At 41.2% G+C, this 25,263-nt stretch carries 28 protein-coding genes, 1 tRNA gene and 1 other annotated feature; of the genes, 5 read left to right on the forward strand and 24 right to left on the reverse strand.

The annotated features are described in order from the left end of the window. Positions 1–11: 11 nt before the first annotated feature. The 3 genes from ilvN to ilvE form a co-directional block, all read right to left on the reverse strand. Entirely contained in the window at positions 12–530 is a 519-nt protein-coding gene (ilvN, locus tag MHH41_RS12570; protein ID WP_003216637.1) for an acetolactate synthase small subunit, read from the reverse strand. Further along, positions 527–2,251 (reverse strand): acetolactate synthase large subunit, encoded by a 1,725-nt coding sequence (gene ilvB / locus MHH41_RS12575; RefSeq protein ID WP_340866409.1) that lies wholly within the window; start codon positions 2,249–2,251, stop codon positions 527–529. Before ilvB ends, ilvN begins: the two co-directional genes overlap by 4 nt. Before the next feature lie 121 nt (positions 2,252–2,372). Beyond that, positions 2,373–2,619, reverse strand: a binding site (T-box leader). Between the two features lie 8 nt (positions 2,620–2,627). Next, positions 2,628–3,542 carry a branched-chain-amino-acid transaminase gene (ilvE, locus tag MHH41_RS12580; RefSeq protein ID WP_284906786.1) on the reverse strand — a complete coding sequence of 305 codons (915 nt, stop codon included), beginning with the start codon at positions 3,540–3,542 and terminating at the stop codon, positions 2,628–2,630. Between the two features lie 433 nt (positions 3,543–3,975). Here ilvE and MHH41_RS12585 point away from each other — a divergent pair, with 433 nt between their 5' ends. Beyond that, on the forward strand, positions 3,976–5,019 hold the full coding sequence (locus tag MHH41_RS12585) for a lactonase family protein (RefSeq protein WP_340866410.1): 1,044 nt from the start codon (positions 3,976–3,978) through the stop codon (positions 5,017–5,019). 83 nt (positions 5,020–5,102) lie between these two features. Here the strand turns inward: MHH41_RS12585 and MHH41_RS12590 are convergent, their stop codons facing one another. The 10 genes from MHH41_RS12590 to MHH41_RS12635 form a co-directional block, all read right to left on the reverse strand. Continuing rightward, the gene (locus MHH41_RS12590) at positions 5,103–5,525 is read right to left on the reverse strand and encodes a YkvA family protein (RefSeq protein WP_340866411.1); all 423 of its coding nucleotides are present in this window, start codon (positions 5,523–5,525) and stop codon (positions 5,103–5,105) included. A gap of 95 nt (positions 5,526–5,620) precedes the next feature. Further along, a complete protein-coding gene (gene dltD, locus MHH41_RS12595) occupies positions 5,621–6,787 on the reverse strand; it encodes a D-alanyl-lipoteichoic acid biosynthesis protein DltD (RefSeq protein ID WP_310426460.1) in 1,167 nt (388 codons plus the stop codon). Continuing rightward, the gene (gene dltC / locus MHH41_RS12600; RefSeq protein WP_003216498.1) at positions 6,787–7,023 is read right to left on the reverse strand and encodes a D-alanine--poly(phosphoribitol) ligase subunit 2; all 237 of its coding nucleotides are present in this window, start codon (positions 7,021–7,023) and stop codon (positions 6,787–6,789) included. The genes dltD and dltC overlap by 1 nt, the downstream gene beginning before the upstream one ends. A gap of 21 nt (positions 7,024–7,044) precedes the next feature. Further along, positions 7,045–8,229 carry a D-alanyl-lipoteichoic acid biosynthesis protein DltB gene (gene dltB / locus MHH41_RS12605; protein WP_327839439.1) on the reverse strand — a complete coding sequence of 395 codons (1,185 nt, stop codon included), beginning with the start codon at positions 8,227–8,229 and terminating at the stop codon, positions 7,045–7,047. Beyond that, positions 8,226–9,731 (reverse strand): D-alanine--poly(phosphoribitol) ligase subunit DltA, encoded by a 1,506-nt coding sequence (gene dltA / locus MHH41_RS12610; RefSeq protein WP_340866412.1) that lies wholly within the window; start codon positions 9,729–9,731, stop codon positions 8,226–8,228. Before dltA ends, dltB begins: the two co-directional genes overlap by 4 nt. A 14-nt stretch (positions 9,732–9,745) precedes the next feature. After that, positions 9,746–9,895 carry a teichoic acid D-Ala incorporation-associated protein DltX gene (locus MHH41_RS12615; RefSeq protein WP_024427820.1) on the reverse strand — a complete coding sequence of 50 codons (150 nt, stop codon included), beginning with the start codon at positions 9,893–9,895 and terminating at the stop codon, positions 9,746–9,748. Positions 9,896–10,149: 254 nt separating this feature from the next. Further along, positions 10,150–11,409 carry a Kelch repeat-containing protein gene (locus MHH41_RS12620; RefSeq protein WP_137054889.1) on the reverse strand — a complete coding sequence of 420 codons (1,260 nt, stop codon included), beginning with the start codon at positions 11,407–11,409 and terminating at the stop codon, positions 10,150–10,152. 238 nt (positions 11,410–11,647) lie between these two features. Further along, complete coding sequence (locus MHH41_RS12625; RefSeq protein WP_340866413.1) at positions 11,648–12,289, reverse strand: DUF4241 domain-containing protein; 642 nt, start codon at positions 12,287–12,289, stop codon at positions 11,648–11,650. A gap of 58 nt (positions 12,290–12,347) precedes the next feature. Beyond that, the gene (locus MHH41_RS12630) at positions 12,348–12,521 is read right to left on the reverse strand and encodes a DUF4241 domain-containing protein (protein ID WP_340866414.1); all 174 of its coding nucleotides are present in this window, start codon (positions 12,519–12,521) and stop codon (positions 12,348–12,350) included. Positions 12,522–12,688: 167 nt separating this feature from the next. Next, a complete protein-coding gene (locus MHH41_RS12635) occupies positions 12,689–12,868 on the reverse strand; it encodes a hypothetical protein (protein WP_340866415.1) in 180 nt (59 codons plus the stop codon). 236 nt (positions 12,869–13,104) lie between these two features. On the opposite strand from MHH41_RS12635, the gene MHH41_RS12640 reads away from it, so the two are divergent. The 3 genes from MHH41_RS12640 (at position 13,105) to MHH41_RS12650 (ending at position 15,350) form a co-directional block, all read left to right on the forward strand. Next, positions 13,105–13,293, forward strand: a complete 189-nt coding sequence (locus MHH41_RS12640) for a hypothetical protein (protein ID WP_050943628.1) — start codon at positions 13,105–13,107, stop codon at positions 13,291–13,293. A 136-nt stretch (positions 13,294–13,429) separates the two neighbouring features. Continuing rightward, the gene (locus tag MHH41_RS12645; RefSeq protein ID WP_340866416.1) at positions 13,430–14,986 is read left to right on the forward strand and encodes a T7SS effector LXG polymorphic toxin; all 1,557 of its coding nucleotides are present in this window, start codon (positions 13,430–13,432) and stop codon (positions 14,984–14,986) included. A gap of 19 nt (positions 14,987–15,005) precedes the next feature. After that, positions 15,006–15,350 (forward strand): hypothetical protein, encoded by a 345-nt coding sequence (locus MHH41_RS12650; protein WP_340866417.1) that lies wholly within the window; start codon positions 15,006–15,008, stop codon positions 15,348–15,350. 319 nt (positions 15,351–15,669) lie between these two features. Here MHH41_RS12650 and MHH41_RS12655 read toward each other — a convergent pair. The 10 genes from MHH41_RS12655 to MHH41_RS12700 all read right to left on the reverse strand — a co-directional run bounded on the left by MHH41_RS12655 (position 15,670) and on the right by MHH41_RS12700 (position 23,235). Further along, positions 15,670–15,743: transfer RNA gene (locus MHH41_RS12655), tRNA-Arg, on the reverse strand. A 120-nt stretch (positions 15,744–15,863) separates the two neighbouring features. After that, entirely contained in the window at positions 15,864–16,388 is a 525-nt protein-coding gene (locus MHH41_RS12660) for a metallophosphoesterase (protein WP_340866418.1), read from the reverse strand. 14 nt (positions 16,389–16,402) lie between these two features. Then, positions 16,403–17,005: an XTP/dITP diphosphatase gene (locus MHH41_RS12665; protein WP_181185471.1), complete on the reverse strand. Its 603-nt coding sequence runs from the start codon at positions 17,003–17,005 to the stop codon at positions 16,403–16,405. A 10-nt stretch (positions 17,006–17,015) separates the two neighbouring features. Continuing rightward, complete coding sequence (gene rph / locus MHH41_RS12670; protein WP_003216792.1) at positions 17,016–17,744, reverse strand: ribonuclease PH; 729 nt, start codon at positions 17,742–17,744, stop codon at positions 17,016–17,018. A gap of 151 nt (positions 17,745–17,895) precedes the next feature. After that, complete coding sequence (locus MHH41_RS12675; protein WP_212046196.1) at positions 17,896–18,957, reverse strand: GerMN domain-containing protein; 1,062 nt, start codon at positions 18,955–18,957, stop codon at positions 17,896–17,898. A gap of 101 nt (positions 18,958–19,058) precedes the next feature. Beyond that, on the reverse strand, positions 19,059–19,877 hold the full coding sequence (racE, locus tag MHH41_RS12680; protein WP_095117850.1) for a glutamate racemase: 819 nt from the start codon (positions 19,875–19,877) through the stop codon (positions 19,059–19,061). A gap of 7 nt (positions 19,878–19,884) precedes the next feature. Continuing rightward, positions 19,885–20,325 (reverse strand): MarR family winged helix-turn-helix transcriptional regulator, encoded by a 441-nt coding sequence (locus MHH41_RS12685; RefSeq protein ID WP_003216546.1) that lies wholly within the window; start codon positions 20,323–20,325, stop codon positions 19,885–19,887. A 149-nt stretch (positions 20,326–20,474) separates the two neighbouring features. Continuing rightward, the gene (gene gerE, locus MHH41_RS12690) at positions 20,475–20,699 is read right to left on the reverse strand and encodes a spore germination transcription factor GerE (protein WP_003184172.1); all 225 of its coding nucleotides are present in this window, start codon (positions 20,697–20,699) and stop codon (positions 20,475–20,477) included. 205 nt (positions 20,700–20,904) lie between these two features. Then, positions 20,905–22,221 (reverse strand): CitMHS family transporter, encoded by a 1,317-nt coding sequence (locus MHH41_RS12695; RefSeq protein WP_113387207.1) that lies wholly within the window; start codon positions 22,219–22,221, stop codon positions 20,905–20,907. Between the two features lie 153 nt (positions 22,222–22,374). Then, entirely contained in the window at positions 22,375–23,235 is an 861-nt protein-coding gene (locus MHH41_RS12700; RefSeq protein ID WP_113387208.1) for a LysR family transcriptional regulator, read from the reverse strand. A gap of 136 nt (positions 23,236–23,371) precedes the next feature. On the opposite strand from MHH41_RS12700, the gene MHH41_RS12705 reads away from it, so the two are divergent. Beyond that, a complete protein-coding gene (locus tag MHH41_RS12705; protein WP_137055291.1) occupies positions 23,372–24,502 on the forward strand; it encodes a 2-methylaconitate cis-trans isomerase PrpF family protein in 1,131 nt (376 codons plus the stop codon). Positions 24,503–24,529: 27 nt separating this feature from the next. On the opposite strand, the gene MHH41_RS12710 is transcribed toward MHH41_RS12705, so the two are convergent. Continuing rightward, positions 24,530–25,249, reverse strand: coding sequence for a biotin--[acetyl-CoA-carboxylase] ligase (locus MHH41_RS12710; RefSeq protein ID WP_335353044.1), 720 nt, complete (start codon positions 25,247–25,249; stop codon positions 24,530–24,532). Positions 25,250–25,263 lie beyond the last annotated feature (14 nt).

Consider the following 25,263-nt stretch of genomic DNA (forward strand, 5'->3'; position numbering starts at 1 on the left):
TCTCCTTTTGTTTAGACAATTGAAATTGTTTTATTTTGTTGCGGCTTTTGCTGATTATCTCTCGCAAAGGCCGTGGTGCCAGTTCTGGCGACTTCTTTAATGCCGTATGGCTTAAGTAATTCAATGAGTGCTTCAATTTTTGAAGACTCACCTGTCACCTGAATGACGACACTCTCTCTGCTCACATCTACAATAGAAGCTCTAAATGGTTCAATGACCCCCGTGATCTCCATTCTAGATGCTGGTGCAGATACGACTTTTATCAAAGCCAGCTCTCGCTGAACGATTGATTGGTTTGTAATGTCTGTTACTTTCAGAACATCGATTTGTTTGTTCAGCTGTTTTGTCAGCTGTTCGATGTCTTTCTCTTGGTCTACATGGACGACGAACGTGATGCGTGATACATCTTGAATCTCAGAATGGCCGACCGTAATGCTTTCAATGTTGTAGTGTCTTTTAGTAAAGAGGCCTGTGATTCTGTTCAGTACGCCTGATCGATTTAATACAGTCAACACAATAATTCTTTTCAAGGTTTCACCCCCACCATCTCATGAAGTCCTTTCCCCGGTGCTACCATCGGGAATACTTTTTCATCTCTCGCTACATTGACATCGATGAAAACAGGCTCTCTAGAGGTTAGCGCTTCTTCAAGCTTTTCTTTCGCCTCTTCGTCTGATGAGATTCTGATTCCTTTAATGCCATAAGCTTCAGATAATTTGACGAAGTCTGGCTGCTCTGAAAATTTAGAATGTGAGTAGCGTTCTTCGTAGAAAATTTCTTGCCATTGTCTTACCATTCCAAGGCAGTGATTATTGAGCACAATCACTTTGACTGGAAGGTTCAGCTCACGGATAACGGCAAGTTCTTGCAGGGTCATTTGGAAACCTCCGTCTCCTAAAATCGCTACAACGGTTGCCTCTTGATCAGCTAGCTGAGCGCCGATGGCTGCCGGTAAACCGAAGCCCATTGTACCAAGGCCACCAGATGTGACCCACTTATCAGCATTTTCAAACGGGTAGAACTGCGCTGCCCACATTTGATGCTGTCCAACATCAGTTGCCACAATGGCTTCACCTTTTGTGAATTGATGAATGTATTCAATCAGCTTTTGAGGTTTAAAACCCTCTGCTTCGTTTTCAACGTACCAGAGTGGATATTCTTCCTTCCACTGATCTAGTTGGTTTTTCCATTCGTCTGACTCTCCTTGCTTCCCGTCTTGCTTAATCAGCTCTTCAAGGACTAGCTTACTGTCTCCAACAACCGGGATATGGGTATGAATGTTCTTGCCAATTTCTGCTGGGTCGATATCGATATGTGCTACCTTCGCATGTTTCGCAAAGTGATTGAGATTGCCAGTTACCCTGTCATCGAATCTCGCACCAATTGAAATGAGCAAATCACATTGATGAAGAGCCATGTTCGCTGCATATGTGCCATGCATACCAGCCATCCCTAGGAAAAGAGGATGCTTTGCCGGGAAGCCGCCAAGTCCTAGCAGTGTATGAGCGACTGGAATTTGCTGCTGCTCTACATACTGCCTTAACTCTTCAGATGCTTTGCCATGAAGAACGCCAGCTCCTGCTAGAATGACCGGTTTCTTCGCTCTACTGACAGCTTCTACTAATTTGCGAATTTGCAAATAGTTTGGCTCTACTTTTGGCTGATAACCAGGTAAATCAATTGGCTGATCGTATTCAAACGTTCCTTCAATGCCTGCCACATCTTTTGGAATATCAATCAAGACTGGGCCAGGTCTCCCTGTCGTTGCGATGTGGAATGCTTCTTTAATGACACCCGGTAATTCCTCTGGATTTCTCACCTGATAGCTGTGCTTTGTGATAGGCATTGTGATGCCGAGCACGTCTGCTTCCTGGAAAGCGTCTGATCCAATGACTGAGGTTGCCACCTGTCCTGTGAAGACAACAAGAGGAAGTGAATCAATCATCGCATCTGCAATTCCTGTGACTAGGTTTGTCGCTCCTGGTCCTGATGTAGCAATGACAACACCCGGTTTACCAGATACTCTAGCGTATCCTTCTGCTGCATGAATCGCTCCCTGCTCATGCCTTGGCAGGACATGAAATAAACCAGAATCATAAATTTTATCGTAGATCGGTAAAACCGCTCCGCCTGGATATCCGAAAATGACTTCTACTTTTTCTCTTTTGAGTGCTTCAATTAGCATGAGTGCACCGTTCATCGTTTGTGGTGCTTTAGATGTTTCCGTCTCCACTTGTACATTTGTCCCCATTTGATTTCCTCCTCTTTGTCTTGCTTCAGTCAAGTTTTTTCACCCTTTTCTATTCAAGATCGAGATTTTAACCATATAAAAAAGCCTTCTCACCCCACAATGACACTACTTTTCACTAGGTCAAAGGGGCGAAAAAGCTTTGTTTTTCGCGGTACCACCCTTGTTCACGGCAACATCTGCTGCCGTCTCATGGACATCTTTCATCCATTTTGGTAACGAGTGAGCAATGTCACTCGGTCTGCCCTACTATCATTTCAAGCAGACACTCAGAGGTGAGTTCACTTTAGAAAGTAACACCGGTTTCCAGCTACCACCGGCTCTCTGTAGATACTGACTCTAAAACTACTAGTCCTCTTCAACGTTTATCGATATCTATTTAGCTTGCGTGAATGTTTTCATCTGTAAAAACGACTTTTTCTCCTTCTTTAACGACTCGCTTGCGGAATTGTTCAAGAAGTTTGTTTGTGTGAACCCCAGGTTTCCCTTCACCGATTGTACGGCCGTCAACCTTTACAACGGCAATCACTTCGGCTGCGGTTCCAGTTAGAAAAACTTCTTCTGCTGTATACACATCGTGCCTTGTGAATGGTTCTTCTTTCACTTCATAGCCTAAGTCTTCTGCAATCTCCATGATGGCATTTCTTGTGATGCCTTCAAGAGCGCCGATATAACCTGGCGGTGTATAGAGCTTACCTTTTTTATAAATAAACACATTGTCTGCAGAACCTTCTGCCACGTACCCTTGATCGTTCAGCATCAGTGCTTCACTCACACCGGCCATATGGGCTTCGATTCGGACAAGGATGTTATTCAAATAATTTAATGATTTCACTTTTGGACTCAGTACATCGGGACGATTTCGCCTCGTCGGTACCGTCACAATATCAATACCTGTTTCATATAGGTGCTTTGGAAAGATGGCCAGCGGCTCTACAATGATCACTGTGTTGGCTCTCCCGCAGTTGTTTGGATCTAAACCAAGATCACCAGCTCCTCTTGAGACAACAAGACGGATATAGGCATCCTTCAGTCCGTTCCTTTCAACTGTATGAATCATTTTTTCCGTGAGTTCCTCAAGTGAATATGGAATGTTCAGCATAATCGATCTGGCGGAATCATACAGGCGGTCTAAATGTTCTTTCATTCGAAAGATATTTCCGTTATACACGCGTATCCCTTCGAACACACCGTCACCGTATAAGAAGCCATGATCATAAACTGAAATTTTCGCATCCTCTTTTTTCACGAGTTCATCGTTTAAAAAGATCCACTGTTCCTTTTGGTCTTCCATTTTCAGTGAGCACCCTCTCTTTCAAACAAAAAGTAGTTGAATTTTCAGACACTTTATATTAAAGCGCCTCACGCTTGCTCTGCGTGTTTGTTTAGCTTTTGTTGAACCCATCTTACGCCGCTTTCCATACAGTGTCAACAGCATTTTTAAAATTATTAGACAATTTAGACTAATCAAAATTAAATGTATACGCTTACACCTTTGCTAGACAAGGAATGAAAAAAACTTAAAATTTTTTGTATTTTTTCTTCAATTGATTTACTTTACCTGAACGCTTTTCATTTGAGAAAACGTTTGTCATATTTTTTCACATTATTTTTCATGAAGACTGGTAGATTCCAGCGCTTTTGATTTTCTTTCGGTATGCCTTTCTAAAGCGTTTTCCTATGAATTTATGATAGAATGAGAGCATCTTATAGAAGGAGGGCAATACATGGCTAACATCAGAGGTTATATCGGAACGTATACAAAGGGAGACAGTAAAGGCATTTATACTTTTACATTAAATACGGACAAGCAGCAGATCGAACAAGTAGAAGTGGCTGCTGAACTTGAAAATCCTACATATTTAACCGTCTCAGATTCTCAAAAATTTGTGTATGCTGTTGTGAAAGAAGGATCACAGGGCGGCGTGGCTGCTTATCAAATCGATGCTGAAACCGGCACACTTCGTTTCATCAACCAAGAACTTGCCGAAGGCGCTTCTCCTTGTCACGTCAGCGTGGACAGTCAAACAAAAACAGCTTTTACAGCAAACTATCATAAAGGAACAGCAGAGATGTATGAAATCGATGCTAAAAATGGCTCAGTGATTCGCACGCTGTCACAGGCGCAGCATGAAGGAACTGGCCCTAACGAAGATCGTCAGGAAAAACCGCACACTCATTTTATGGGTCTGACACCAGATGAACAATTTGCAGTGGCTGTTGACCTTGGGACAGATGGCATTTATACGTATAAGAAAGAAAACGGCAAACTCGAGCTTGCTCATACATTTGAAACAAAACCAGGCACCGGGCCTCGCCATATTACATTCCATCCAACGAAACCTGTGGCATATGTGATGACAGAGCTAAGCTCAGAGGTGATTGTGCTTCGTTACTTTGAAGATGGTCATTTCGAAGAGATTCAAACGATCGCAACCATTCCAAGCGACTTTACAGAGAACAATCAAGGCAGTGCCATTCACGTCTCTTCAGACGGCCAATTTGTTTATGCAGGAAATCGCGGACATGACAGCATTGCGATTTTTAAAACAGACGCTGACGGCCAATTAAGTCTTGTCGAGATTGCTTCTTCTGAAGGAAACTGGCCTAGAGACTTTGTGCTTGATCCAACTGAAGAATTCCTCGTCGGTTCAAACCAAGAGTCTAGCAACCTAGTGTTATACAAACGCGACAAAGAAACAGGACGACTCACTGTTTTACAATCAGACATCTCAGTCCCTCATCCAGTTTGCGTGAAATTTTTAGGATAATGAAAAAAAGCCTCCAACTGTGGAGGCTTCATATTGTTGACAAAGGGCTAAAATGATCTTGATTTTAGCCCTTTGTCTTCTTTTCAGCGTGTAGACGGCATCCCGCCATCTTCAAGCTTTTGATCAATCAGAGACGTATCGGTTTTTTCACCGAACCATTTTGACAGCCTGTCCTTCGCTTTTCCTTTCACATCATCATCAATGTAGACCGCTACTTGAATCAGAGCAAATGTGATCGCTCCTAAATCATCTGTATAGCCTACACCAATCATTGTATCGGGAATGAGGTCAATTGGAAGGATAAAGTATCCGAGTGCCCCAATAATAAGGGTCTTCGCTTTGACAGGCACTTCAGGTTTTTGCAATGTATAGTAAAGTAATAGCACAACATAGACAAGTGAGACACCAGCTTTTTGTGCCGTCTTTTTTAACTTTTCCCAAAAGGCATGATCATTAAAATGCTTCTTTGAACGCTTCAATAGTTCTTTTTTCTCAGAACGATTCATTGTATCGCCTCCATTTACAGCATAGCCCTTTTCCCTTCGTTATACAAGATATTCGCCAATTCGACAAACAAAAAGCAGCAGAAAGCTGCTGCATTCTACTGCTCTTTGTAAAACTTTTCGATTGCCTTATCGATGTACACCCATCCTTTATAAGACACATGAATCGTATCTTTAAAGAAATAAGGATCGTACTCATGCTTAGTCAAATCTGCGACTTCATACCCGTTATCGCGTATTTGACGATTGATTTTCTCATAATACTCTGTACGTCCCTCTTTCGGAAAACCGGTATAATCATACCATTTTCCGTTAACAGGAATCGTCACAAACAAAGGCTTTGCCCCTGCCTGTTTTAAAATATCCAGCATGATTTGAAAATCTTTGTATTCTGGTGATTCCGCATAAGAATGACCTTCACGGGAATCTTTCATTTTTTTCATGATCGGTTTCAGCTTGCGGTCAAACAGTTTTTGATTAATATAAAATGGGTTGTTCCCTGCTTTTTCCGCACCTAAGACACTTGCTTCTTTTTCAAGCTCAGTCCATGTTTTTCCTTTGACTGATGGAGACGGTTGAAGCTTACGTTCATGCCCCGATCCAATTGTATAGTACATGTCTTTCTTTTGAAGCATGCCATAATACATTTTTGCAATAGGAGAAATCGCGCCATAAGCGAATTTGTTCCCAGAAAGCTCTGCTTTAAAAAGCTCTGTGATGACCATGTCGTTCTTTACTGCTTTAAACGTCATGATTCTCTTGATCAGTTCTTTTTTCACAGCTGGATCAATTTCTTTATTATAAGCGAGATTCAGTGCTTGAAGCGCTGAATAGTTCGGTGCAAAGTGATTTTCGTCAGATCCCCATTTTACAAACCACTGCGGAGACACGATAAATACAAGCTTCTTCCCTTTTAATTCATCCATATGCGCTGCAAAGTTCATCGCATGAATTAATGATTGCGATCCACCTTTTCCAATAAGATAAGGTGTAAACCCTTGAGGATTCTCATGAAAGAAATTTGAAGGGTGATATGGATCAAAACGTGATAGTTCAGAAGATCCATAGATCGGCAAATAAGTTGGATCTTTTAGCATTTCGTCTTGTAAATAAAGCCCTTGAAACATCCCCGGATCTAATTCTGTGGCTGACTTTTGTAATTTATCTTTTGGGATCAGATGTGAGAGCCATGCATTTGGTACAAGAAGAACACCAATGAATAGAACAGCCGCTAAAATAAGCGGCCCAAAAAAACGCTTTTTCATTACTTCATCTCTGCCAGCTGCTCAGCAATGTGATTCGGTGTATCCCACACATCACGATCAAACTCTGTAATCGGAACAGTAATTCCAAGTTGACTTTCGATTGCCATAAGCAGTTCTACTGTACCAAATGAATCTAGAAGACCTTCGTCAAAAATTGCAATCTCTGGATTTTCTTTCACAACGTCATCCTGACAAACCTCTGCAATAATACCGTATACTTGATTTTTAAATTCCATAATTTTCTACTCCCTTAATCATTAATGATGAAATGGTTTTCCTGAAAAAATATAAAATCCGAAACAAATCACATGGAATGTAATAATGATCGACACAACCATTGTGACCTTATTATCCGGCCACCACTTGTGTTTTTTATTCCATTTCTCGAATAAATTGTAACCGGACATTACAACTGCGTGATATAGTCCGTAAATAATATATTGAAGTGCTAGACCATGCCAAGCACCCATCAATAGAAAGAGGACAAAGTACCCAATATTTGATACTGCCATACGGTTCTTGATCCACTTCTTTTTTGTCATAAAGAACACAAATCTCATAAACACGTAGTCTCTGAACCAGAAGGACAGGGACATGTGCCAGCGATTCCAGAAGTCTTTAATGTTCCGGCTGATAAACGGTTTGTTAAAGTTTTCTGGTGATTTAATGCCCATCATATAACTCACACCAACAGCAAATGCTGTATAACCAGCAAAGTCAAAGAACAAATACATACTGTACGCATACATATATGTTAACTGTTGAACAAAGTGACTGCTGCTAATGTGATGAATATTCATGAGAATATACGTGTGAATCAGATAACCAATAATGAACTTGTATAAGAAGCCGATAAAAATTTTATGAATACCGGCGTATAGAAGATCACTGTACGCTTCCTTTTCAGGGGGCGTATCCATATCCTTTTCAAACCGGCGGTAACGATCAATCGGACCTGATGAAATCGTCGGGAAAAAGACAATGAAATAGACCAAACGATGAATCGGCATTTTCTTCTTAATCAAGCCGTCTCTTGTCTCGATAATTAACTGAACACCTTTAAATGTTAAGTACGAGATCCCTAAAAAGCTCAGCCAGTTCATTGGCGGCGGTTGATGCGGCTGATGAGTTAAAAAGAACGGTAAAACCTTTGATAGCACAAGCGGCAAAATCGATGCCACCACTGCCATATAGAAGACAGACGCCCTGTTCGCTTTCAACCGGTACGAAAGGTACAGGCGGATGATCAAGACTTGCCACACTGTAAACAAGAAGAGTAGCAGCGCGCCATGTGCATCCTTAGAGAAAATAAGGGCGAGTGCCACAACCGTTGCAAACATGTTGTAGCCCTGCATTCTTTTGCCGCGAAGACCAAGAATGATCGTCGGCAAAAGAAGAACACCAATTAGAATGAAGAAAAAGAATGAACTAAACGGAATCATAGAAGAACCTCTTTCGCGATTCTTTTACGGTCAACCTTCCCGTTTGGCGTCATGTATAGCTGCTCAAGATAGACAAACTTTCTTGGAATCATGTACGCTGGCAGTGAATCCGCCATTTCTTTCTTAATCGCACTTGTCAGCTGATATTCTTTTTCAAATGAATGCGCTGCTGGGACAATGGCTGCAATCAAATACTCCACATGACCGTTTGGCTGGAACGGCACAATCACACAAGCATTGACATACGTTGTCTCGCCCACATGATATTCAATTTCTTCAAGCTCCATCCGGTATCCATGCAGCTTAATTTGATAGTCCAGACGACCGTGACACGTAATCAAACCATCCTGCGTCACACCTGCGTCACCTGTACGGTAAGCAGGGCGTCCTTCGTATTCAAAGAACACTTTATCCGTTAAGGCTTGTTCACCTAAGTAGCCTCTCGTGACGCTTGGCCCCACGATGACAATTTCCCCTTTTTCACCATCAGGAAGTGCATTGCCTTCTTCATCTAAAATAACGATATCTGTATCCGGTTTGGCATAGCCAACTGGTAAAGAATCGTGCTGATCAAGAATGGCCTGCGTGACTTCAATCGATGTGATCGCAACAGTTGCTTCAGTCGGACCATACGTATTAAAGACCTGCGCCTTTGGAAAACGCTCAATGAGTGCACTTGCTACAGATACAGGAAGTGCCTCTCCGCAGAACAAGAAAACTTTCAACTCTGGTAAAAGCTCCCCTGTAAAGGAAGGGTCCATTAAGCACATTTGCACAAAGGAAGGTGTTGATGTCCACACTTCAACGTCAGATTGACCAAGTGCTGCAAACATATCCTTCGGTTTATTCACTAGATCTTTTACTAAACAGTAAAGCGTGCCGCCTGATTGAAGCGCTGGATACAAATCCATCACTGATAAGTCAAAAGAAAATGGTGCTTGATTTAAGAACGTGCGTCCCTCGCCAATTGGGAAATCACGGCACATCCACTCTGTAAAGCTTTCTAAATTATTGGCTGTTACCTGAACGCCTTTCGGTTTTCCGGTACTGCCAGACGTATAAATGATGTAAAAAACATCATCCTGTTGAACCCACTGCGAGGATGGCGGTGCTTCTTTTTCAAGAGCTAAAAGAGATGCCGCACTTTTCACTTCAATGTGTTCTTCTACATCTAGTACATTCAGCTCATTTGCACAAATCAACAGACTGGCTTTTGAGCTTTCAATAATTGAGACGATACGCTCGGCAGGGATTGAGATGTCGACCGGAATGTATGGTCTACCTGATTTCACACTGCCTAAGAAAGAAATGAGCATCTCTGGCTCCATATGACCATATACAATGACAGGTGCACTATCTGTAGCGACTGCATCGATCGCACCAGCCATTTGGTCTGATAGATGCCAAAGCTCATCATATGTGATCGAAGCATGCTGAGAAACAAATGCTGGCTGTGTTGGTTTCGTTTGTTGGTATTCATGAATCGTGTGTAATAGTTTCATAGTTTAATCTCCAATTAAAAATCGTTGTAAATGAATGATCCCGTATTAGCTGTGTGGAATCCGTAAATAAAGAACAATAATAGCAAAATAAGTAAGTAAAAGCTCGTATATCCTATCCATTTTACAGACTTATTTTCTGATAGCTTTTTGAATAGCATATTGATAACCTCTTTTCTTTTGACACTTATAGAGACGCATGAATCATTAAAAGAGTTTCATATCAAAACATAAAAATTTTAAGAAATCATGAAAAAAGATGTCGAACCTTGGAACGTCTCTTTTGCGCAAAGCTGTCTTATTGTAACAAAGATTTAATACATTTGAAATAAAATCCGAGCTTAAATTTGCCTTAAAATTGCTGAAAGCTGTCGAATAAACACAAAAGCCACCTAGTTTACCTAGCTGGCTTTGATTTTAATTACTTCTTATATTTATTGACTTCGAACATGAGAATATTTTTGAACACCACATAATCCTTTTTACTTTCAAAGGGACCTTTGTTGTTGTCATGCTCGTCAATCTCATAAAACCCTGGTCCTTCTCCGGCATCACGCTTTTTGTACCAGGATAGGAAAGCGTTGACTTCTTTCATGGAGAGGTCATACTCTTTTTGCAAACCATTGACCATTGTGATGATGAGGAGGGCATCTCCGTCTTCATCGGTTGCACCGTCTTTTGGTGGTGTGGTTGGTTCTGGGTCTTTGTCACCGGGTGGTTCTGTGTTGCTTTCTTGAGGTAATGCGTCTTTTAGAGAAAGTGATATGACAGATTTAAATTTTTCTCTTGCACTAGGCATATCACCATTTGTGTTTTCTTCTCCCCCAATGATATAAAGATTATCATTGACAATAGCAGCGGAGTGTCCCTTTCTATAAAAGGTTTTAGGTGTTTGAACGCTATACCTTGTTCCTAACATTACATCATGTACCGATAATCTAGCAGTGCCACCTGTAAGTAAAACTTTATTATTGTAAACAGCTGTCGCATAATACCCCGCTGACCAACCACCTTGCTTTTTAGTCCACCTATCTGTGTCAGGGTCGTATTCACCGATCATTTTATTTAAAGCCTCTGTCCCTCCAGATAAATATAACTTACCATCTATCTCATTTAACGTTCCGGCAGTCACAATATAATCTAAAGAACTTTTCTTTTCCCATTTTTTCGTATCGGGGTCATAGCTGTATGTTTTCATTTGATAGTTACCTTCTTTTGTCACAACTAAAATTTTCCCTTTTACACTGCTCGCATATATTCTATATGGTGAGACTTTTGTTTCCAACGGAATATCTTCAAGCTTTTCCCACGAATCATTTTTAGTATTATAAACTTCAACTGTCTTTACTACTCCATCTGTAGACATTCCACCTATAACATATATTTGGTCATTTAGAATCGCCGTAGCCGCCCCATATCTAGGAGTTGGCATTGATGTTTTACTTGACCATTCATTTTTCTCCGGATCATAAACAAAAGTTTGATCTGCACCTTGTCGTTGAGTTGGTCCCTGACCACCTATGACATATATTTTGCCGTCAACTACTCCACTACTAGCACCAACACGTGCCTCTGGCAAATCTGCTTGTTCTTTCCATTCTACTGTGTCCGCTTTTACTGAATGTAACGGATAAATTAATGACGAGATAAATAAGAAGAATATTAATCCTAATTTCTTCAAAAAAATCACTCCTTAAAATTGTGTACCCAACATTTATCGGTTTTTTTATGACTTTCTTCATACTTTTGCTATATTTTTAATAAATTAACACTATAATATCATTTCACTAACCCCTGTATGTTCATCTGTTTATTCTTTTAATCAGATTTTCTTCATTTAAACTCTATCTTCTTCACGATTTCTATGAATACACTATAATCAGAAACAATAAAAAACCCATAGTTTCATGGGTTTTGAATCAATTCATTATTAGAAAGTCTGTCACTAAGCAAGCGGGTTCTCCGCTTTCATCCAGCCCCCAAAAGGTTGGATACATCCCATCGCCGAAACCTGTTGTAAACATGGCAATGTCCACCTTGTCATGAAAACGGGCGACGAGCCAGTCCCATGTGTGCTTGTAGTTTTGCTCAAGCGCTTCTGCAAATTCTTCATAAAGATAGAAATCATTATCCTCTTTATATCGCTTATCCTCATAAGCTTGAAGATATAGTGCTGCTTCCGCATCCATGATACAACCCATTCCCGTATTTACACCGTAGCCGAAGAACTCGTCTTCTTTAAATTGATTGAGTTCTTGCCCTGCTCTTGTGGCAAGCTCCCATTCTGTTGCTTGCTCGTTTGTGAACTTGATCATTGCATAGGCAACGCGTTCGTCACCGCTTTGCAACCGCTTAACTATAAGTAGAATAGGATATTTTCCTAGAGCAACCTTCCTCGTAAACGATTGGTCCCCTTCTGAAACAAAAGGATCGCAGGCAACGATATGACCGCTCGTGATCTCGGTATAGCCTAACTGTTTGGCGAATAATTGATCACCTTCTGAGCTGCTTGATTTCTCTCCATTTTCATATAGTAGGTTTGTTGGATTGATGTTGTACAAGTGACCATTCCTTTCAATGTTTTTCTAGGGCGTTTGGGATTATGTGCTTTTTCCCCATTTAATCCGTCAATAAAAAATCTGTAACGAGACAAGTTTCATCTCCATTCTCGTCCATCCCCCAAAAGGTTGGGTATACGCCATCACCAAAACGAGTAGAAAAGATCGCTAAATCAACTTTCTCCTGAAAGCGCGTGGCTAACCAGCTTCTTGTATCCTCATAACTTTTCTCCAAACAGTTCTATCAAAGGGTTCTCCTTCTACTATACACTTTAATTTTTTTAGTTGGAAAATGAATATTCTCTCTTTTGAACATTTATCCCTTTGCGATGTCTTTTTCATTAGTTAAAAATAAATGGAAGGTTCATTAAAAAACGCCCTTCCAATGGAGGGGCTGTGTTATTATCTATTTTCTTTGGAATATTTTTTTATTAATGTTTCGCTAATCCCGCTTACGATATAGATCGCAACCGCTAAAATCAGCATCAACGGAAACATACTTAAACGATCATCTGCAACATAAACAATGAACCCCACAATGATAGCCACTACGATTGCCGTTAAAAAGTGCTTCACCGCCATCTCACCCCTTTGTATACATCATATATACATTTTATTACACAAAAGGTTCTATTGAAATAATTTCCACAAAATCAGATATACGCAAGTCTAGATTGATTTCGACCACAAGCAGAAGTGGGTTTCCTTTGTTTCGCTCTATAAGTGGGTTTCTCCCCTCCCTTATATTGTTCGTATAATCTCTATATGCTAAAATTAACTAAAATATCTAGATAATGGATCAATCAGGAGGTCATTCAGTGACACAGCAAAGCAAACCATCCAAAATGTTATTAATTACTTTACCCGGCGCTATTATCGCCCTTGTGATGATCTTAGGGAAAATTGATACACCTGTAACAAATGTTTTATTTTATATTGTGGCTTTTAGTGTTATGGGTTTAGTGGTTTCAAGCTTAGTGAAAGACTACAGAAAAAAGAATAGTTAAACTCTTCATCTAGGAAGCTGTCGTTTATGCAGCTCCCTTTCTTTATGTGAACCCTCTCAAATTTCTACATTAAAGCAAAAACAACTGGAATTAAAAAGAGGGAAGTAAATGAGTAGAGAAATTAAAGGAGAATGGAATGAAAACCCTTGACGTCTTTGAGTTGAAGAATGGAATTGATCAAACGCTGAACAAGTTGAAGCAGCAATCACAGAATGTTAAGTCCCTAGAAAAACAAATCAATCAAATCATCTCCTTGGATGGCGCATTAAAGGGAGAAGCTGGACAAGCGATAAAAGCTTTTTATTTGGAGTGTCACATTCCCTTTTTGCAATTCTTTCAGATCATTATCGAAGAATACAGTGGTGCGCTAAAAAAGACAAAACAGGCACTTCATGCTTTTGAATCAAACCCGAATGGTTTTATCTCTCAATCATTAATTGAACACGAGCTTGACCAAGGGTTAAAAAAAGCCGAACGGGCCATTTCTGATATCGTATCAGATGTGAATCAAGCCGTTGGCAGAGTAAACCATATTGTGCATTTGCCTCATGTAGACGAATCTACTTTCCAACAAAGCTATCAAAAAGCATGGCTTGAGACGTCCAAAACCATTGGACTACTTCATGCATTTGACAGAGGACAAACAAGTGCTCTAAATGAAACAAAAAGTTCCCTTCACACAATGAAGCAATACATAGACACTTTAAGCACGATGTTCACTGGCCCGAAAATTGAGATGACCAGTTATCAAAAGGGCTCTATTTTCAAAGATGGAAAAGAAGAAAAAATCAAGAGCACTATCAACGGATTGAATGAAAAAATAGACAACCCTAAAGAAAACCCAATGATGATCATGCTCAAGAAGCTGAATGAAAAAGAGCGATCGAATGTGGATACGGTTGTGAAGAAGAAACCATCTAATAAAATCAATCAAAACGCCGTGATCGTAAATGGAAAAGTATATAATACAAATGAAAAGATTGACTTCGCAAATGCCAAAACAGTTGAAGTTATTCGAGATGGAATGCTGTATCGGTTACGAGTATCGGATCAAAACAAAGTGAATATTGAAAGCATCACAAAGATTTCTGATGTGAAAACGGGTGAACAAACCTCAAACATCTTAAATACGGCGGTTGAATTTACAGGAATAAATGATGCAATTCGAGTCATCACAGGGAGAGATCCTGTAACAGGTGATAAAGTCGCTGACATGGACCGTCTAGTATCAAGCTTGTACATGATACCAGGAGCTAAAATCGCTAAAGTTGGAAAATACGTTTTTAAAATAATGAAAGGAGAGAAAGTAGCCAAGAAGATTGTCAAAACACCTTCCTTCGGCAAACACTCCGTACCAAAAGGTCCGTATCGTGAAGTAAATGGTTTCCCTGCAAAGGTAAAACCAGGAGCTCAAGAGAAACATATTCCTGATGCACCTAACTATAAACAGGAGCTAGCTAATGGAAAGAAAAAAAGCATCTTTTACGGTGACAATAAAAAAGCACAAGAATTGCTTGATAAATATGCTGGTAAAGGAGAAATGATGGTAAATGGAAGGGAAGTTGTCAATTTCGGTCAAAAAATAGGACAGACCTATGACTTAAAAACCGGGAAATATATAGAGACTACAAGAGGTACTATCCATTATTCAAAAAACGGTGCTCATATAGTCCCTTCAAAACCATTAGAATGAATGAAAAGGATGATTAACTATGGAATATAACTCTTTAATAAAAACATTAGATGAAAATGGAGGGAAAGAACTTATATTAGTTTGGAAAAATGGATTAAAGATCGTTGGTAAACCAGACACACTCTATGAATCAGATAATGGTTTAGAGGACGATGATGTAAATTATACAGAATACTATGCTGTTGCTTTTAGGGTAATAGAAGTTTTGACCCAGCCTACTCATAATGAAAGCAGTATATATGATTGGATTAGTACAGGAAAAAGCTCATTAGTAGAAATATCTCTTTATAAAGAGCCACCAAATGCAGTATATTTAGCAGACGGTCAGAAAATATGGGATTTGGGCAGTGATGAAGAATATTGAGAAGCCCCTCCAAATTGGAAGGGCTTTTCGTTTGTTTTTGCTTTACCTCAATATATTTAGTAGCAACCCTACATATAAGCCCATTTTCAATTTATACATTTTTGATTTTGAGCCATTTACGTTCATAGTCATTGAAGAAGCTAATCAGAAATCAGCCACCCATCTTGATAGCTTCTTTGATACAAAAATAGGACGGAAATACTTAAAAACAAATTCGCTCCCAAAACCCTAATTTGAAGCGATAAACGAACTTATATTCCAAGAAACAAAAAAGCCTGAAATCCTTTCATATCAAGGATTTCAAGCTTTTACATTAGTACGTCCCAGGAGAGATTCGAACTCCCGACCGACGCCTTAGAAGGGCGTTGCTCTATCCAGCTGAGCTACTGGGACATGTTGTTATGTAGTGTTTTTTTGGTGAGTACCTCACCGACAAGATTTATTATATTACTATTGTTCTTTAAAGTCAACGGTTTTTCGAAAGTTTTTTCATAAGGGGCAAATGCTGCACCCTTATGAAATACCTTCCAATGTGACAGTGTTTTCGAGGTCTTGTATGGCTTGACCTTCGTCTGTGAAAAACTGTACGTTCGCTTCGCTTCCATCTAGTGTCAGTATAGCGTAGCTGCGCTCTTTACGCACTCTTGGCAGGTGCACGCTGCCTGGGTTAATGAGCAGTTTTCCTCTTAGCAGCTCACTGCCTGGGATGTGCGAGTGGCCAAAGCAGATGATGTCTGCGCCTAGCTCTTCTGCACGGTAGTAGACTTGAAGCAAGGATTGTTTGATGCCATGCAGATGTCCGTGAGTGAGAAATAGTTTTCCGCCTCCATCAAGTGAAAGCAGGAGCTCTTCTTCAAAATCGCCCATAAAGTCACAATTTCCTTTGACGACCTTGTATCCTTCGAGAGCTGGGTGGTTCGTGTCGAGTTCTGAATCTCCGCAGTGAATCATCATGTCGACTTCAGCCGCATGCCGTTTGGCAATGGTTTGAAGTTCGTCTGTGAGTCCATGACTGTCACTAATGATGAGTATCTTCATGGCTTCATTCCCCCTTATTCATTTGCGTCTAGCAGTGATGAAAGCTTTTGAAGCGCGACCGCTCGATGGCTAATCTTGTTTTTCTCCTCTGGTGATAACTCGGCCATCGTCTGATCTTTGTCTTTGACGATGAAAATTGGGTCGTATCCGAAGCCGTTTTCGCCGATTGGTTCCTCTGCGATGAAACCTTCTACTGATCCTTCTACCGTCTTTGTTTCTTTACCCGGTATGCTGACAGCAAGGGCACATCTGAATCTAGCTGTACGGTCTTCTTTTTCAATGCCTTGAAGCTCGCTCAGCACTTTTTCTACATTCTCAGCATCGTTTTTATGTTCACCAGCGTATCTCGCTGAATATACGCCAGGTTTTCCGCCAAGATAGTCAATCGACAAACCGGAATCGTCTGCAATGACCATTTCACCTGCTTTGGCTTGAATCGCCTCGGCTTTGATAATGGCATTTTCTTCGAAGGTTTGTCCTGTTTCTTCAATCTCTTCAGTAAAGCCGATGTCTGCTAGTGTTTTGACCGTGAATCCTTTTGGCTCAAGAATGGCTTTGAATTCTTTCGCTTTACCCGCATTGTGCGTTGCAATGATGGCTGTTTTCATCCTGATCAAACCCTTCTCTTTATTCGATGACTTCTCCTGTCACTGCTTTTTGCTTTTCGATTAATTCTTTGATGCCCTTTTCGGCTAAATCAAGTAGTCCGTTTAGCTGTTCTCTTGAGAATGTCGCTTCTTCGCCTGTGCCTTGAAGTTCAACAAAGCGTCCAGCGCCTGTCATGATGACATTCATATCTACTTCAGCTGAAGAATCTTCTTCATAATTTAAATCTAACAGAAGACCTTGCTGAGAATCAATTCCGACGGATATCGCCGCTAAATAATCAGTGATCGGGTTTTGTTTGATGACACCTTCTGCTCGAAGCTTTTGAATCGCAAGCGTCATGGCGACAAAAGCACCGGTAATAGATGCTGTGCGTGTGCCCCCGTCTGCTTGAATGACATCACAGTCAATCCAAATCGTGCGTTCGCCAAGTTTTTCTAAATCAACGACTGCACGGAGTGCTCGTCCAATTAATCGCTGAATTTCCATTGTACGTCCTGTCACTTTTCCTTTAGATGATTCTCTAATGGTTCTTTGAGCGGTTGCTCTTGGAAGCATGCTATATTCTGCTGTAATCCAGCCTTTTCCTTGTCCTCTTAAAAAAGGAGGTACGCGGTCTTCGATGGATGCGTTACAAATCACCTTCGTATTGCCCGCTGAGATTAAGACAGAGCCTTCTGGATGCGTAATGTAGCCTGCCTCTATTTCAATTTTTCTTAATTCGTCATAGTGTCTTTCATCTAATCTCATGATTTACCTCCGTTACAATATACATTCCGCGCGGATGCCAGCGGGGTTCTCCTACTAACTTTGACAACCTCGGCTCGTTCTAATCGCTTGGAATAAAAAAGAGGCAGCGAATATGCATGCCTCTTTTTCTCCATTATATCAATGTGTGCCGTTAAAAACTACCTGTATTCACTTGTTCTGGTCTTGAAACCGGCTTTGTCAGCTCTGCTCCTTTTTCGTTCACAAGCTCAGCCTTGCCGTTTACCTTAACGGATACGCTTTTGACGTCCGGCAGCTCTGTTAATGTGAGCACGATGCTATCAAGAACTTTTTGTGAAATCACCTTTTTCTTTTCATCTGCGCTGCCGAAAATGGATTCGTTGAAATCAAGTGTCACATGTCCGTCTTTTACTTTCGGGATATCATTCAGCTTTACATCTTGATCAAAGTCTGTGAGCAAATGGCTTTTTTTGCTTGGTCCAGAGACGAGTTCATCAATGGCTGCTGTAATTTGATCATCCTCATCTTTTGGCGCCCTTTTGGTCACAGGAACATAGTACGTCTGTTCATCAGATTCAGCTAAGTAATAAACTGTCACTGGCTTTGTCGATGTCATATCAGCGGCAGCCTCGTGCTGAATATTAATACCGTCTTCTCTGCTTAAATCATCTGAAATCGGTGTGCCGTTCACAGGCATTTCTTTTAGTTCATGACCATTCATTTTCAATTTGACTTTGGCGACAGAATCAAACTGCGTTAACGTCCAAGTGACCGATTGCAGGATGCGCTGTTCGTCTTCTTTTTTATAGTTTTTGAATTCATTTGAAAAATCTACTACGGCCGTTCCGTCTTTAATGTCGACAGATACACTCGTGTCGGCCGGCAAAACAGCCCGGAATCCATTTGGCATGAGGTTAGAAATCGGTCCTCCGTCCACGAGGTATTCTAAGGTTTGTTTGGCACTCCCCTCATTTTTCGGCAGTGGAATGGATTGAGAAACGACATACCCGTTTTTATCAATTAAATATAATTCTCTCATGACTGTATCTGCCTTCTTCTCTTCTTTTCCTTCTTTCGCTGTTTGTTTCTCTTCTTTATTTTCTTTCACATATGTGACGTTTTGTGGCGGGTCAATCTCTGTTTTCGCTTGGTCTGTTTGAAACAATCCGCATCCTGACAAAAGCATGGCTGACGCGATACACGTCACAGCTGCTGTAGATCCTTTTTTCAGCATACTTCACCCTCCTCTAGTAGTTTGTACTACTATGTATACGAGCTCCTCCTGCGGATTAGACCCTTTTCATAAAAAAATAACCCACTTCAAATAGAAGGGGGTTATTGCTGATAGACGTGTTCGAGTGATACGGTTTCGACCTTCCCTGGCAGGTAGCCAAACCAGTCACGAGCGATGTTTTCAAAATTTTGCTGCTGCCCTGTTGTATAAAATGTATGAACAGGCGCTTCTTTAGAGGTATTTAACAGCCCTTTATAGGAAAGAATCGTACTTGCTTCTCTCGCTGTCTCGTCCCCTGATGAAATGATGCTCACATCACTGCCCATAAAGCGCTGAATCGACTCTTTTAAAATTGGATAGTGTGTACAGCCAAGAATGAGTGTATCAATTCCTGTTTCTTTCATCGGTTCAAGGGAATCTTTCACCACTTCATCTGCTGTCTGATCTAAAAACGTCCCGCTTTCCACAAAGGGAACAAGCAACGGACATGCCAGACTTTGAACCGCTAGTCCTGCTTTTAGGGATAGCAAAGCTTCTTTGTATGCCTCGCTTTTGATCGTATTGGCTGTACCAATGACACCAATCTGCTGATTGTTTGTCACCTTGATGGCTGTGCGGGCGCCGGGCTGAATCACGCCAATGACCGGAATATCAAGCGTTCCTTTGATTTCATCTAGTGCGATCGCCGTCGCTGTGTTGCATGCGATGACGAGCATTTTAATATGATGATGTCTTAATAAGTAGTGTGCCATTTCCCAAGTATATTGAAGAACCTCTTCTTCTTTCCGAGGGCCATACGGGCACCGTTTTGTATCGCCTACGTAAATGATTTTTTCTTTTGGCAGTTGTCTCATGATTTCCTTTGCAACGGTTAAACCGCCGACGCCGGAATCAATGACGCCGATTGGTTGATCCAACAAAATCGCCTCATTTTCTTTTCATTTGCTGCTGTAGTTTCGTTAAGGATTGATTGAAAACGATGGCTTCTTCTTCTGAGAAAGCCCCTAGAAGTTCACTGACGTATTCTTGGCGTTTAACAATCACTTCTTGAATGATCCGCTCGCCTTCAGGCAATAAATGAATGCGAACCACGCGGCGGTCAGAAGGATCTTTTACTCGTTCGACAAGTTCACTTTTTTCCATTCGATCAATTAAGTCGGTGGTTGTACTGCAAGCCAAATACATCTTTTGTGATAGCTCACCTATTGTCATATCTCCGAATTCATAAAGCCACTGAAGCCCTACAAATTGAGGAGGTGTAATCGTATATTGATTCAGGATTTCTCTGCCTTTTTGCTTAATAATTGCAGCAATATGGCGCAATGATTTTTCAATCTCTGCTACATGGTCGAACTCATTCGTTTCCATTTCATTGATACCTCACTATAGCATCTCACTTTGATTAAAACGTACATTCCTATTTTCCTCGTTTTTCAGAGAAAATGCAAGAAGAGACTCATGGAAACCATATAGAAATAACCGGTTCCTTCCTAGAGTGGAAGGAAAACCGGCTGACTTTAGAGCTCTAGCTCACCCATACGCAGAAGCTCGACTACGGCCTGTGAACGACCTTTGACTCCTAGCTTTTGCATGGCATTCGAAATATGATTTCGAACAGTCTTTTCGCTAATAAAAAGCTCGCTTGCAATTTCTTTTGTTGTTTTATCTTGGACGAGCAATTCGAATACTTCTCTTTCTCTTTTGGTTAATAGCGGCTTGGATTGAAACTCTTTCTCCTTCAAGTATTGTAACCCTCCTTGCTAAGGTGAGAGCTCTAGTCTCTATAGAATGGGATTCTGTATAGTCGAGATATCATATGCCGGCTGCCCGAGGTAGGTGACGTTAAAATCGAGAATTCCTGCATATGAGCGTCCATTTTGTACGGTTTTATCCGCACAAAAAAGGACGAGTCTCCTACCCGAGACGTCGTCCTTTTCATACACGTATTTAAAAGATAGAAATGGCTCCTGTTAACAAAGCAATAAGCGTTGTAAAAAGGGCAGTTAACACGGTCCACAGCAATGCGTATTTTTGCAAATCGCCAATATCTTTGTTCAGCATACTGACAAGAAGTAGCGTTGAAGCCACAAGAGGGCTCAGCAGATGAACAGGCTGTCCTATAATAGAGGCGCGTGCAATTTCCACTGGATCAATTCCGTAAGCTGCGCCGGCTTCTGCCAAGATTGGCAGCACCCCGAAATAATAAGCATCATTTGAAAGAACAAATGTAAATGGCATACTCGTTAAAGCCACAATGAGCGGAAAAAACGAACTGTAAGAATCCGGAATTAAGTAAATCACCAAGTTGGCAATCGACTCCACCATTTTTGTCCCCGAAAAGATTCCTGTGAAAATTCCTGCTGCAAACACAAGGGTGATGACCGTTAAGGCATTTCCCGCATGTGATAAGATTCTCTCGCGCTGATCTTCAACCTTTGGATAGTTGATCATGAGAGCGATGACAAATCCAATTAAGAAGAGAACTGGAATCGGTACGATATCTAAAACAAGTGTCGCCATCACCGCAATCGTCAAGAAGAAGTTCACCCAAATGAGATTCGGTCTCTTTATATCTTCTACGCCATCTTCGATTGACGCTGCCAGTTCAGGGGAGATCGAGACCTCTTCTTTGTACTGAATTTCTGCAACCCCAATTCGCTTCCGCTCTTTTTTCCCAAGCACATAAGCAGTAAAAAGGATGAATAGACCGCCAGCTACCATCGTTGGAATTAATGGAATAAAAAATTCAGCTGCATCCAAGCCAAGCGCAGCAATTGCTCGAGTAGCTGGACCACCCCACGGAGTCATACCGCTCATAATGCCTAATGATAATAATGAAATCGTCCCTAAAATCAGCGGGTTCATCCCAATTCTTAAGAAAAGCGGCAGCAAAGCGGATACGGTAATCATGTAAGTTGTCGTCCCATCACCATCTAATGCAACAAGCATAGACAAAATCGCTACCCCAAACGCAATTTTGACAGGATCCCCTTTCACAATACGTAAAATGAGTTTAATCAGTGGATCAAACAGCCCAGCATCCAGCATGACACCGAAGAATAAAATGGCAAATAACAATAAAGCAGCAGATGGCGCAACCGTTTTGAGTCCATCGAGCATCATATCCCCTAACCCACTGTAAAACCCACCAATCAATGCAAAGATGATCGGTACTACGGTTAACGCCACCACCGGATGCATACGTTTTGTCATAATAAGAAATGTAAAAGTCACGACCATTAAGAGCCCTAAAATAGCTAGCACTATATATCCCTCCATCCTCTTCTTTACACGATCAGCAAGCGCCCCTTTGCACTTGTGATCTGAATGTTAGCGCTTTCTATTTCAAGGATATAATAGCTTTTTTCATAATGAAAATATTGATTTTTTCGTATCTTCTATAAATTATTTTTATAATCAGCCTTGCTGGCTTCTTAAAAATTCGATGAATGCTTTCACAACAGATAAATGAAGGGAGTCAGGCTGGTACATAAGCCATGTATCTCTTAAAACAGGCTGTCCATCTTTATACGAAAGACCTTTTACAAATAGCTCATCACTTGGCCTGAGGCAAATTTCCGGGACAATGGCATAGCCTAAACCGTGCTTGACCATCTCTTTTGATGTATCCTGGCGATCTGTCTCCATCGTCACAAGCGGAGGCATGGCAAACGTTTCCTGCCACCATCTGTTAATCAATCGTTTTAATGAACTATCTGTATGATAGTCAATGAGCGGCAGCTTCGGAAGGTCCTTTAGCTGAATTTCTGATTTTGAAATGATACAAAGCCGCTCTTTATCAAGCAAAAACCGCTCTCCATTCCAGTCGTAATCCCCTCTTAAAATCCCTAAATGAACACTTGATGTGCCTAATAAATCCATGACTTTCGTACTCCAGCCTGTATTCACCATGAATTGAACATGTGGATACTGCTTAGAAAATTCTCTTAAAATTTCTGGGAGCTTATACTGAGCAAAGTTACTTGAGACCCCTAACCGGATTGTCCCTTTGACCTTTTTTTGCATGTTGAGCATACCATCTTTTGTTTGCTGAAGCTGTTTGAGCATGTCATTTGCATATGCAGCCAAGTACTCGCCTTCTGACGTAAATTCAATCCCTCGTTTTCTTTTAAAGAAAAGCTTCATATCAAACTCCTCTTCAAGCTGCTTCAACCGATAGCTTAAGGCAGGCTGAGAGACAAATAATTTCTCCGCCGCTTTTGTGATGTTCTTTTCTTCATAGAGCACCTTTAGAAACCGCCAGTCTTTCTCATCCATGGTGTGCCCTCCTTTTTCACTAGTTATAAAAAAATTTTATTGATTCATCTTAAAATAATGTATTTAACTTATTTCTTATTATACTTTACCATTTTGATTAGATAAACAGTTCATTAAAAAATTGAGGGTGAGAGCAATGAGAAAAGTTCCAATCACAATGATGCGAGGCGGTACAAGCAAAGGGGTATTCATTCAAGCAAACAATTCACCATTTGAACACGATGAGCTCGAGGCATTTCTACTAGACATTATGGGCAGTCCTGACCGGCTGCAGGTCGATGGAATCGGCGGCGGTAATTCTTTAACAAGCAAAGTGGCCATTATCGATAAAGCCACACGTCCAGATGTGGATGTGAACTATACGTTTGCACAAGTCAGCATCAATGAGAGATATGTCGACTTTAAAGGAAACTGCGGGAATATCTCATCAGCGGTTGGACCATACGCCATCATTAAAGGACTTGTTCAAGCGGTTGAACCCATTACGACTGTACGTATCCTCAATACCAACACAAATAAAGTCATCGTAGCAGAGGTTGAGGTTGAAAACGGTGAAGTGAAATTTGAGGGAGATGTAGAAATTCCAGGTGTAAAAGGGACAGGATCTCCCATCTATCTATCCTTTGAAAAACCTGAAGGCGCTGTGACTGGTAAAACCTTTCCGACAGGGAACCGCATGGATACGATTCAGACAAAATTCGGAGAGATTCCGATCTCGATCGTTGACATCGCAAATCCCATTGCCTTTGTCCGTGCGAAGGATCTTCATTTAAAAGGAACCGAATTACCTGAGGAGTTTACAGACGCATTACTGAATGATTTAGAAGAGATTCGTTCCATCGCTGCTGAAATGTGTCACTTTGCACCCAAAGACATGGCGACATTACAATCACCAGCCGTTCCGAAGCTTGCGATCATTAGCGAGCCTGCTGATTATGTGGATACAACCGGAGTGATGAGACGAGCAGCCGATATGGATATCATCGTACGCATGTTATCGATGCAAAGACCACACCAAGCGCTTGCCATTACCGGTTCTGTCTGCGTGTCAGCCAGCTGTTTTATGGAACATACGCTTCCTGCACAGCTTTATAATGGACAACATGATACGCTTCGAATTGGGCATCCTGCCGGGATAATGCAAACGGACATTGACGTGTCCCAAAATAGAGTCAAAGTCATTCGAACTGCAAGAGAAATTCTAGACGGGGTTGTCTTTACGAAACAAGATTATATTGTGCAGCCTCATATTAAAAGAGAAGCCTAAAGCAGACGAGAACATCGTCTGCTTTTTTTAATGCTGAAGCGGGGCATCAATATCTCCGGCAGAATGAGCTTTGATCTGTCCTTTATCATCTTTTAGCTGAAGATGACCAAAGCGGTTAACGCCGCAGCAAATGCCTTCTTCCCATGTTTGTTTTTCACGATCTAACGAAATGCGAAGCGGCTTGTTAAGACGATATAACCGTTTATTATAAAGGGCAGTGAGTGCTTCAAACCCTTCATTCTGCCAGCGTGTATGGTATTTTTTAAAAGCCGCTGCCAGGTTTTTCACTAGCTGATCGCCTTTCACCTCTGTCAGCTCTGATAAGCAAATGGTTTTGTACGGGACATGCTCCGGCTTCGTCTCTACATTGATGCCGACACCGATATAAATGGCGCTGCGATCTGCTTCAATTAATGTGCCGGATACCTTTGCTTCATTAATGAGGATATCATTCGGCCATTTGATCGCCAGCTGATCGTCCGCTCTTATGAGTGGTTTCAGCACATCATAGATTGCTAGCGCTGTTAGCGGGGCGATCGTTGACTGGGTGGAGAGTTCTTCTGGCGGCATGACTGTCATGGTCACTGCCACATTCCCTAAAGGTGTTTCCCACGGCCTGCCGAGTCTGCCTCTTCCTTCTGTCTGCTGGCGTGCATAGACAGCAAATGAGGGCTTTTCTCCTTGCTGCATGAGCCTTTTCGCTTCATTATTTGTACTATCAATGGTGTCATATTGAAAAATCTTCATATGTTCTCCTCTTG

Origin of the sequence: Bacillus sp. FSL K6-1145 (assembly GCF_038003425.1) — a bacterium.
GTDB lineage: Bacteria > Bacillota > Bacilli > Bacillales > Bacillaceae > Bacillus > Bacillus pumilus.

Excerpts from the sequence above, each read along its gene's own strand:
- ilvB (WP_340866409.1), bottom strand. The coding sequence starts at position 2,251 with ATGGGGACAAATGTACAAGTGGAGACGGAAACATCTAAAGCACCACAA.
- ilvE (WP_284906786.1), bottom strand. The coding sequence starts at position 3,542 with ATGGAAGACCAAAAGGAACAGTGGATCTTTTTAAACGATGAACTCGTG.
- MHH41_RS12585 (WP_340866410.1), top strand. The coding sequence starts at position 3,976 with ATGGCTAACATCAGAGGTTATATCGGAACGTATACAAAGGGAGACAGT.
- MHH41_RS12590 (WP_340866411.1), bottom strand. The coding sequence starts at position 5,525 with ATGAATCGTTCTGAGAAAAAAGAACTATTGAAGCGTTCAAAGAAGCAT.
- dltD (WP_310426460.1), bottom strand. The coding sequence starts at position 6,787 with ATGAAAAAGCGTTTTTTTGGGCCGCTTATTTTAGCGGCTGTTCTATTC.
- dltC (WP_003216498.1), bottom strand. The coding sequence starts at position 7,023 with ATGGAATTTAAAAATCAAGTATACGGTATTATTGCAGAGGTTTGTCAG.
- dltB (WP_327839439.1), bottom strand. The coding sequence starts at position 8,229 with ATGATTCCGTTTAGTTCATTCTTTTTCTTCATTCTAATTGGTGTTCTT.
- dltA (WP_340866412.1), bottom strand. The coding sequence starts at position 9,731 with ATGAAACTATTACACACGATTCATGAATACCAACAAACGAAACCAACA.
- MHH41_RS12635 (WP_340866415.1), bottom strand. The coding sequence starts at position 12,868 with ATGGCGGTGAAGCACTTTTTAACGGCAATCGTAGTGGCTATCATTGTG.
- MHH41_RS12645 (WP_340866416.1), top strand. The coding sequence starts at position 13,430 with ATGAAAACCCTTGACGTCTTTGAGTTGAAGAATGGAATTGATCAAACG.
- MHH41_RS12650 (WP_340866417.1), top strand. The coding sequence starts at position 15,006 with ATGGAATATAACTCTTTAATAAAAACATTAGATGAAAATGGAGGGAAA.
- MHH41_RS12660 (WP_340866418.1), bottom strand. The coding sequence starts at position 16,388 with ATGAAGATACTCATCATTAGTGACAGTCATGGACTCACAGACGAACTT.
- rph (WP_003216792.1), bottom strand. The coding sequence starts at position 17,744 with ATGAGATTAGATGAAAGACACTATGACGAATTAAGAAAAATTGAAATA.
- MHH41_RS12675 (WP_212046196.1), bottom strand. The coding sequence starts at position 18,957 with ATGCTGAAAAAAGGATCTACAGCAGCTGTGACGTGTATCGCGTCAGCC.
- MHH41_RS12685 (WP_003216546.1), bottom strand. The coding sequence starts at position 20,325 with ATGGAAACGAATGAGTTCGACCATGTAGCAGAGATTGAAAAATCATTG.
- MHH41_RS12700 (WP_113387208.1), bottom strand. The coding sequence starts at position 23,235 with ATGGATGAGAAAGACTGGCGGTTTCTAAAGGTGCTCTATGAAGAAAAG.
- MHH41_RS12705 (WP_137055291.1), top strand. The coding sequence starts at position 23,372 with ATGAGAAAAGTTCCAATCACAATGATGCGAGGCGGTACAAGCAAAGGG.
- MHH41_RS12710 (WP_335353044.1), bottom strand. The coding sequence starts at position 25,249 with ATGAAGATTTTTCAATATGACACCATTGATAGTACAAATAATGAAGCG.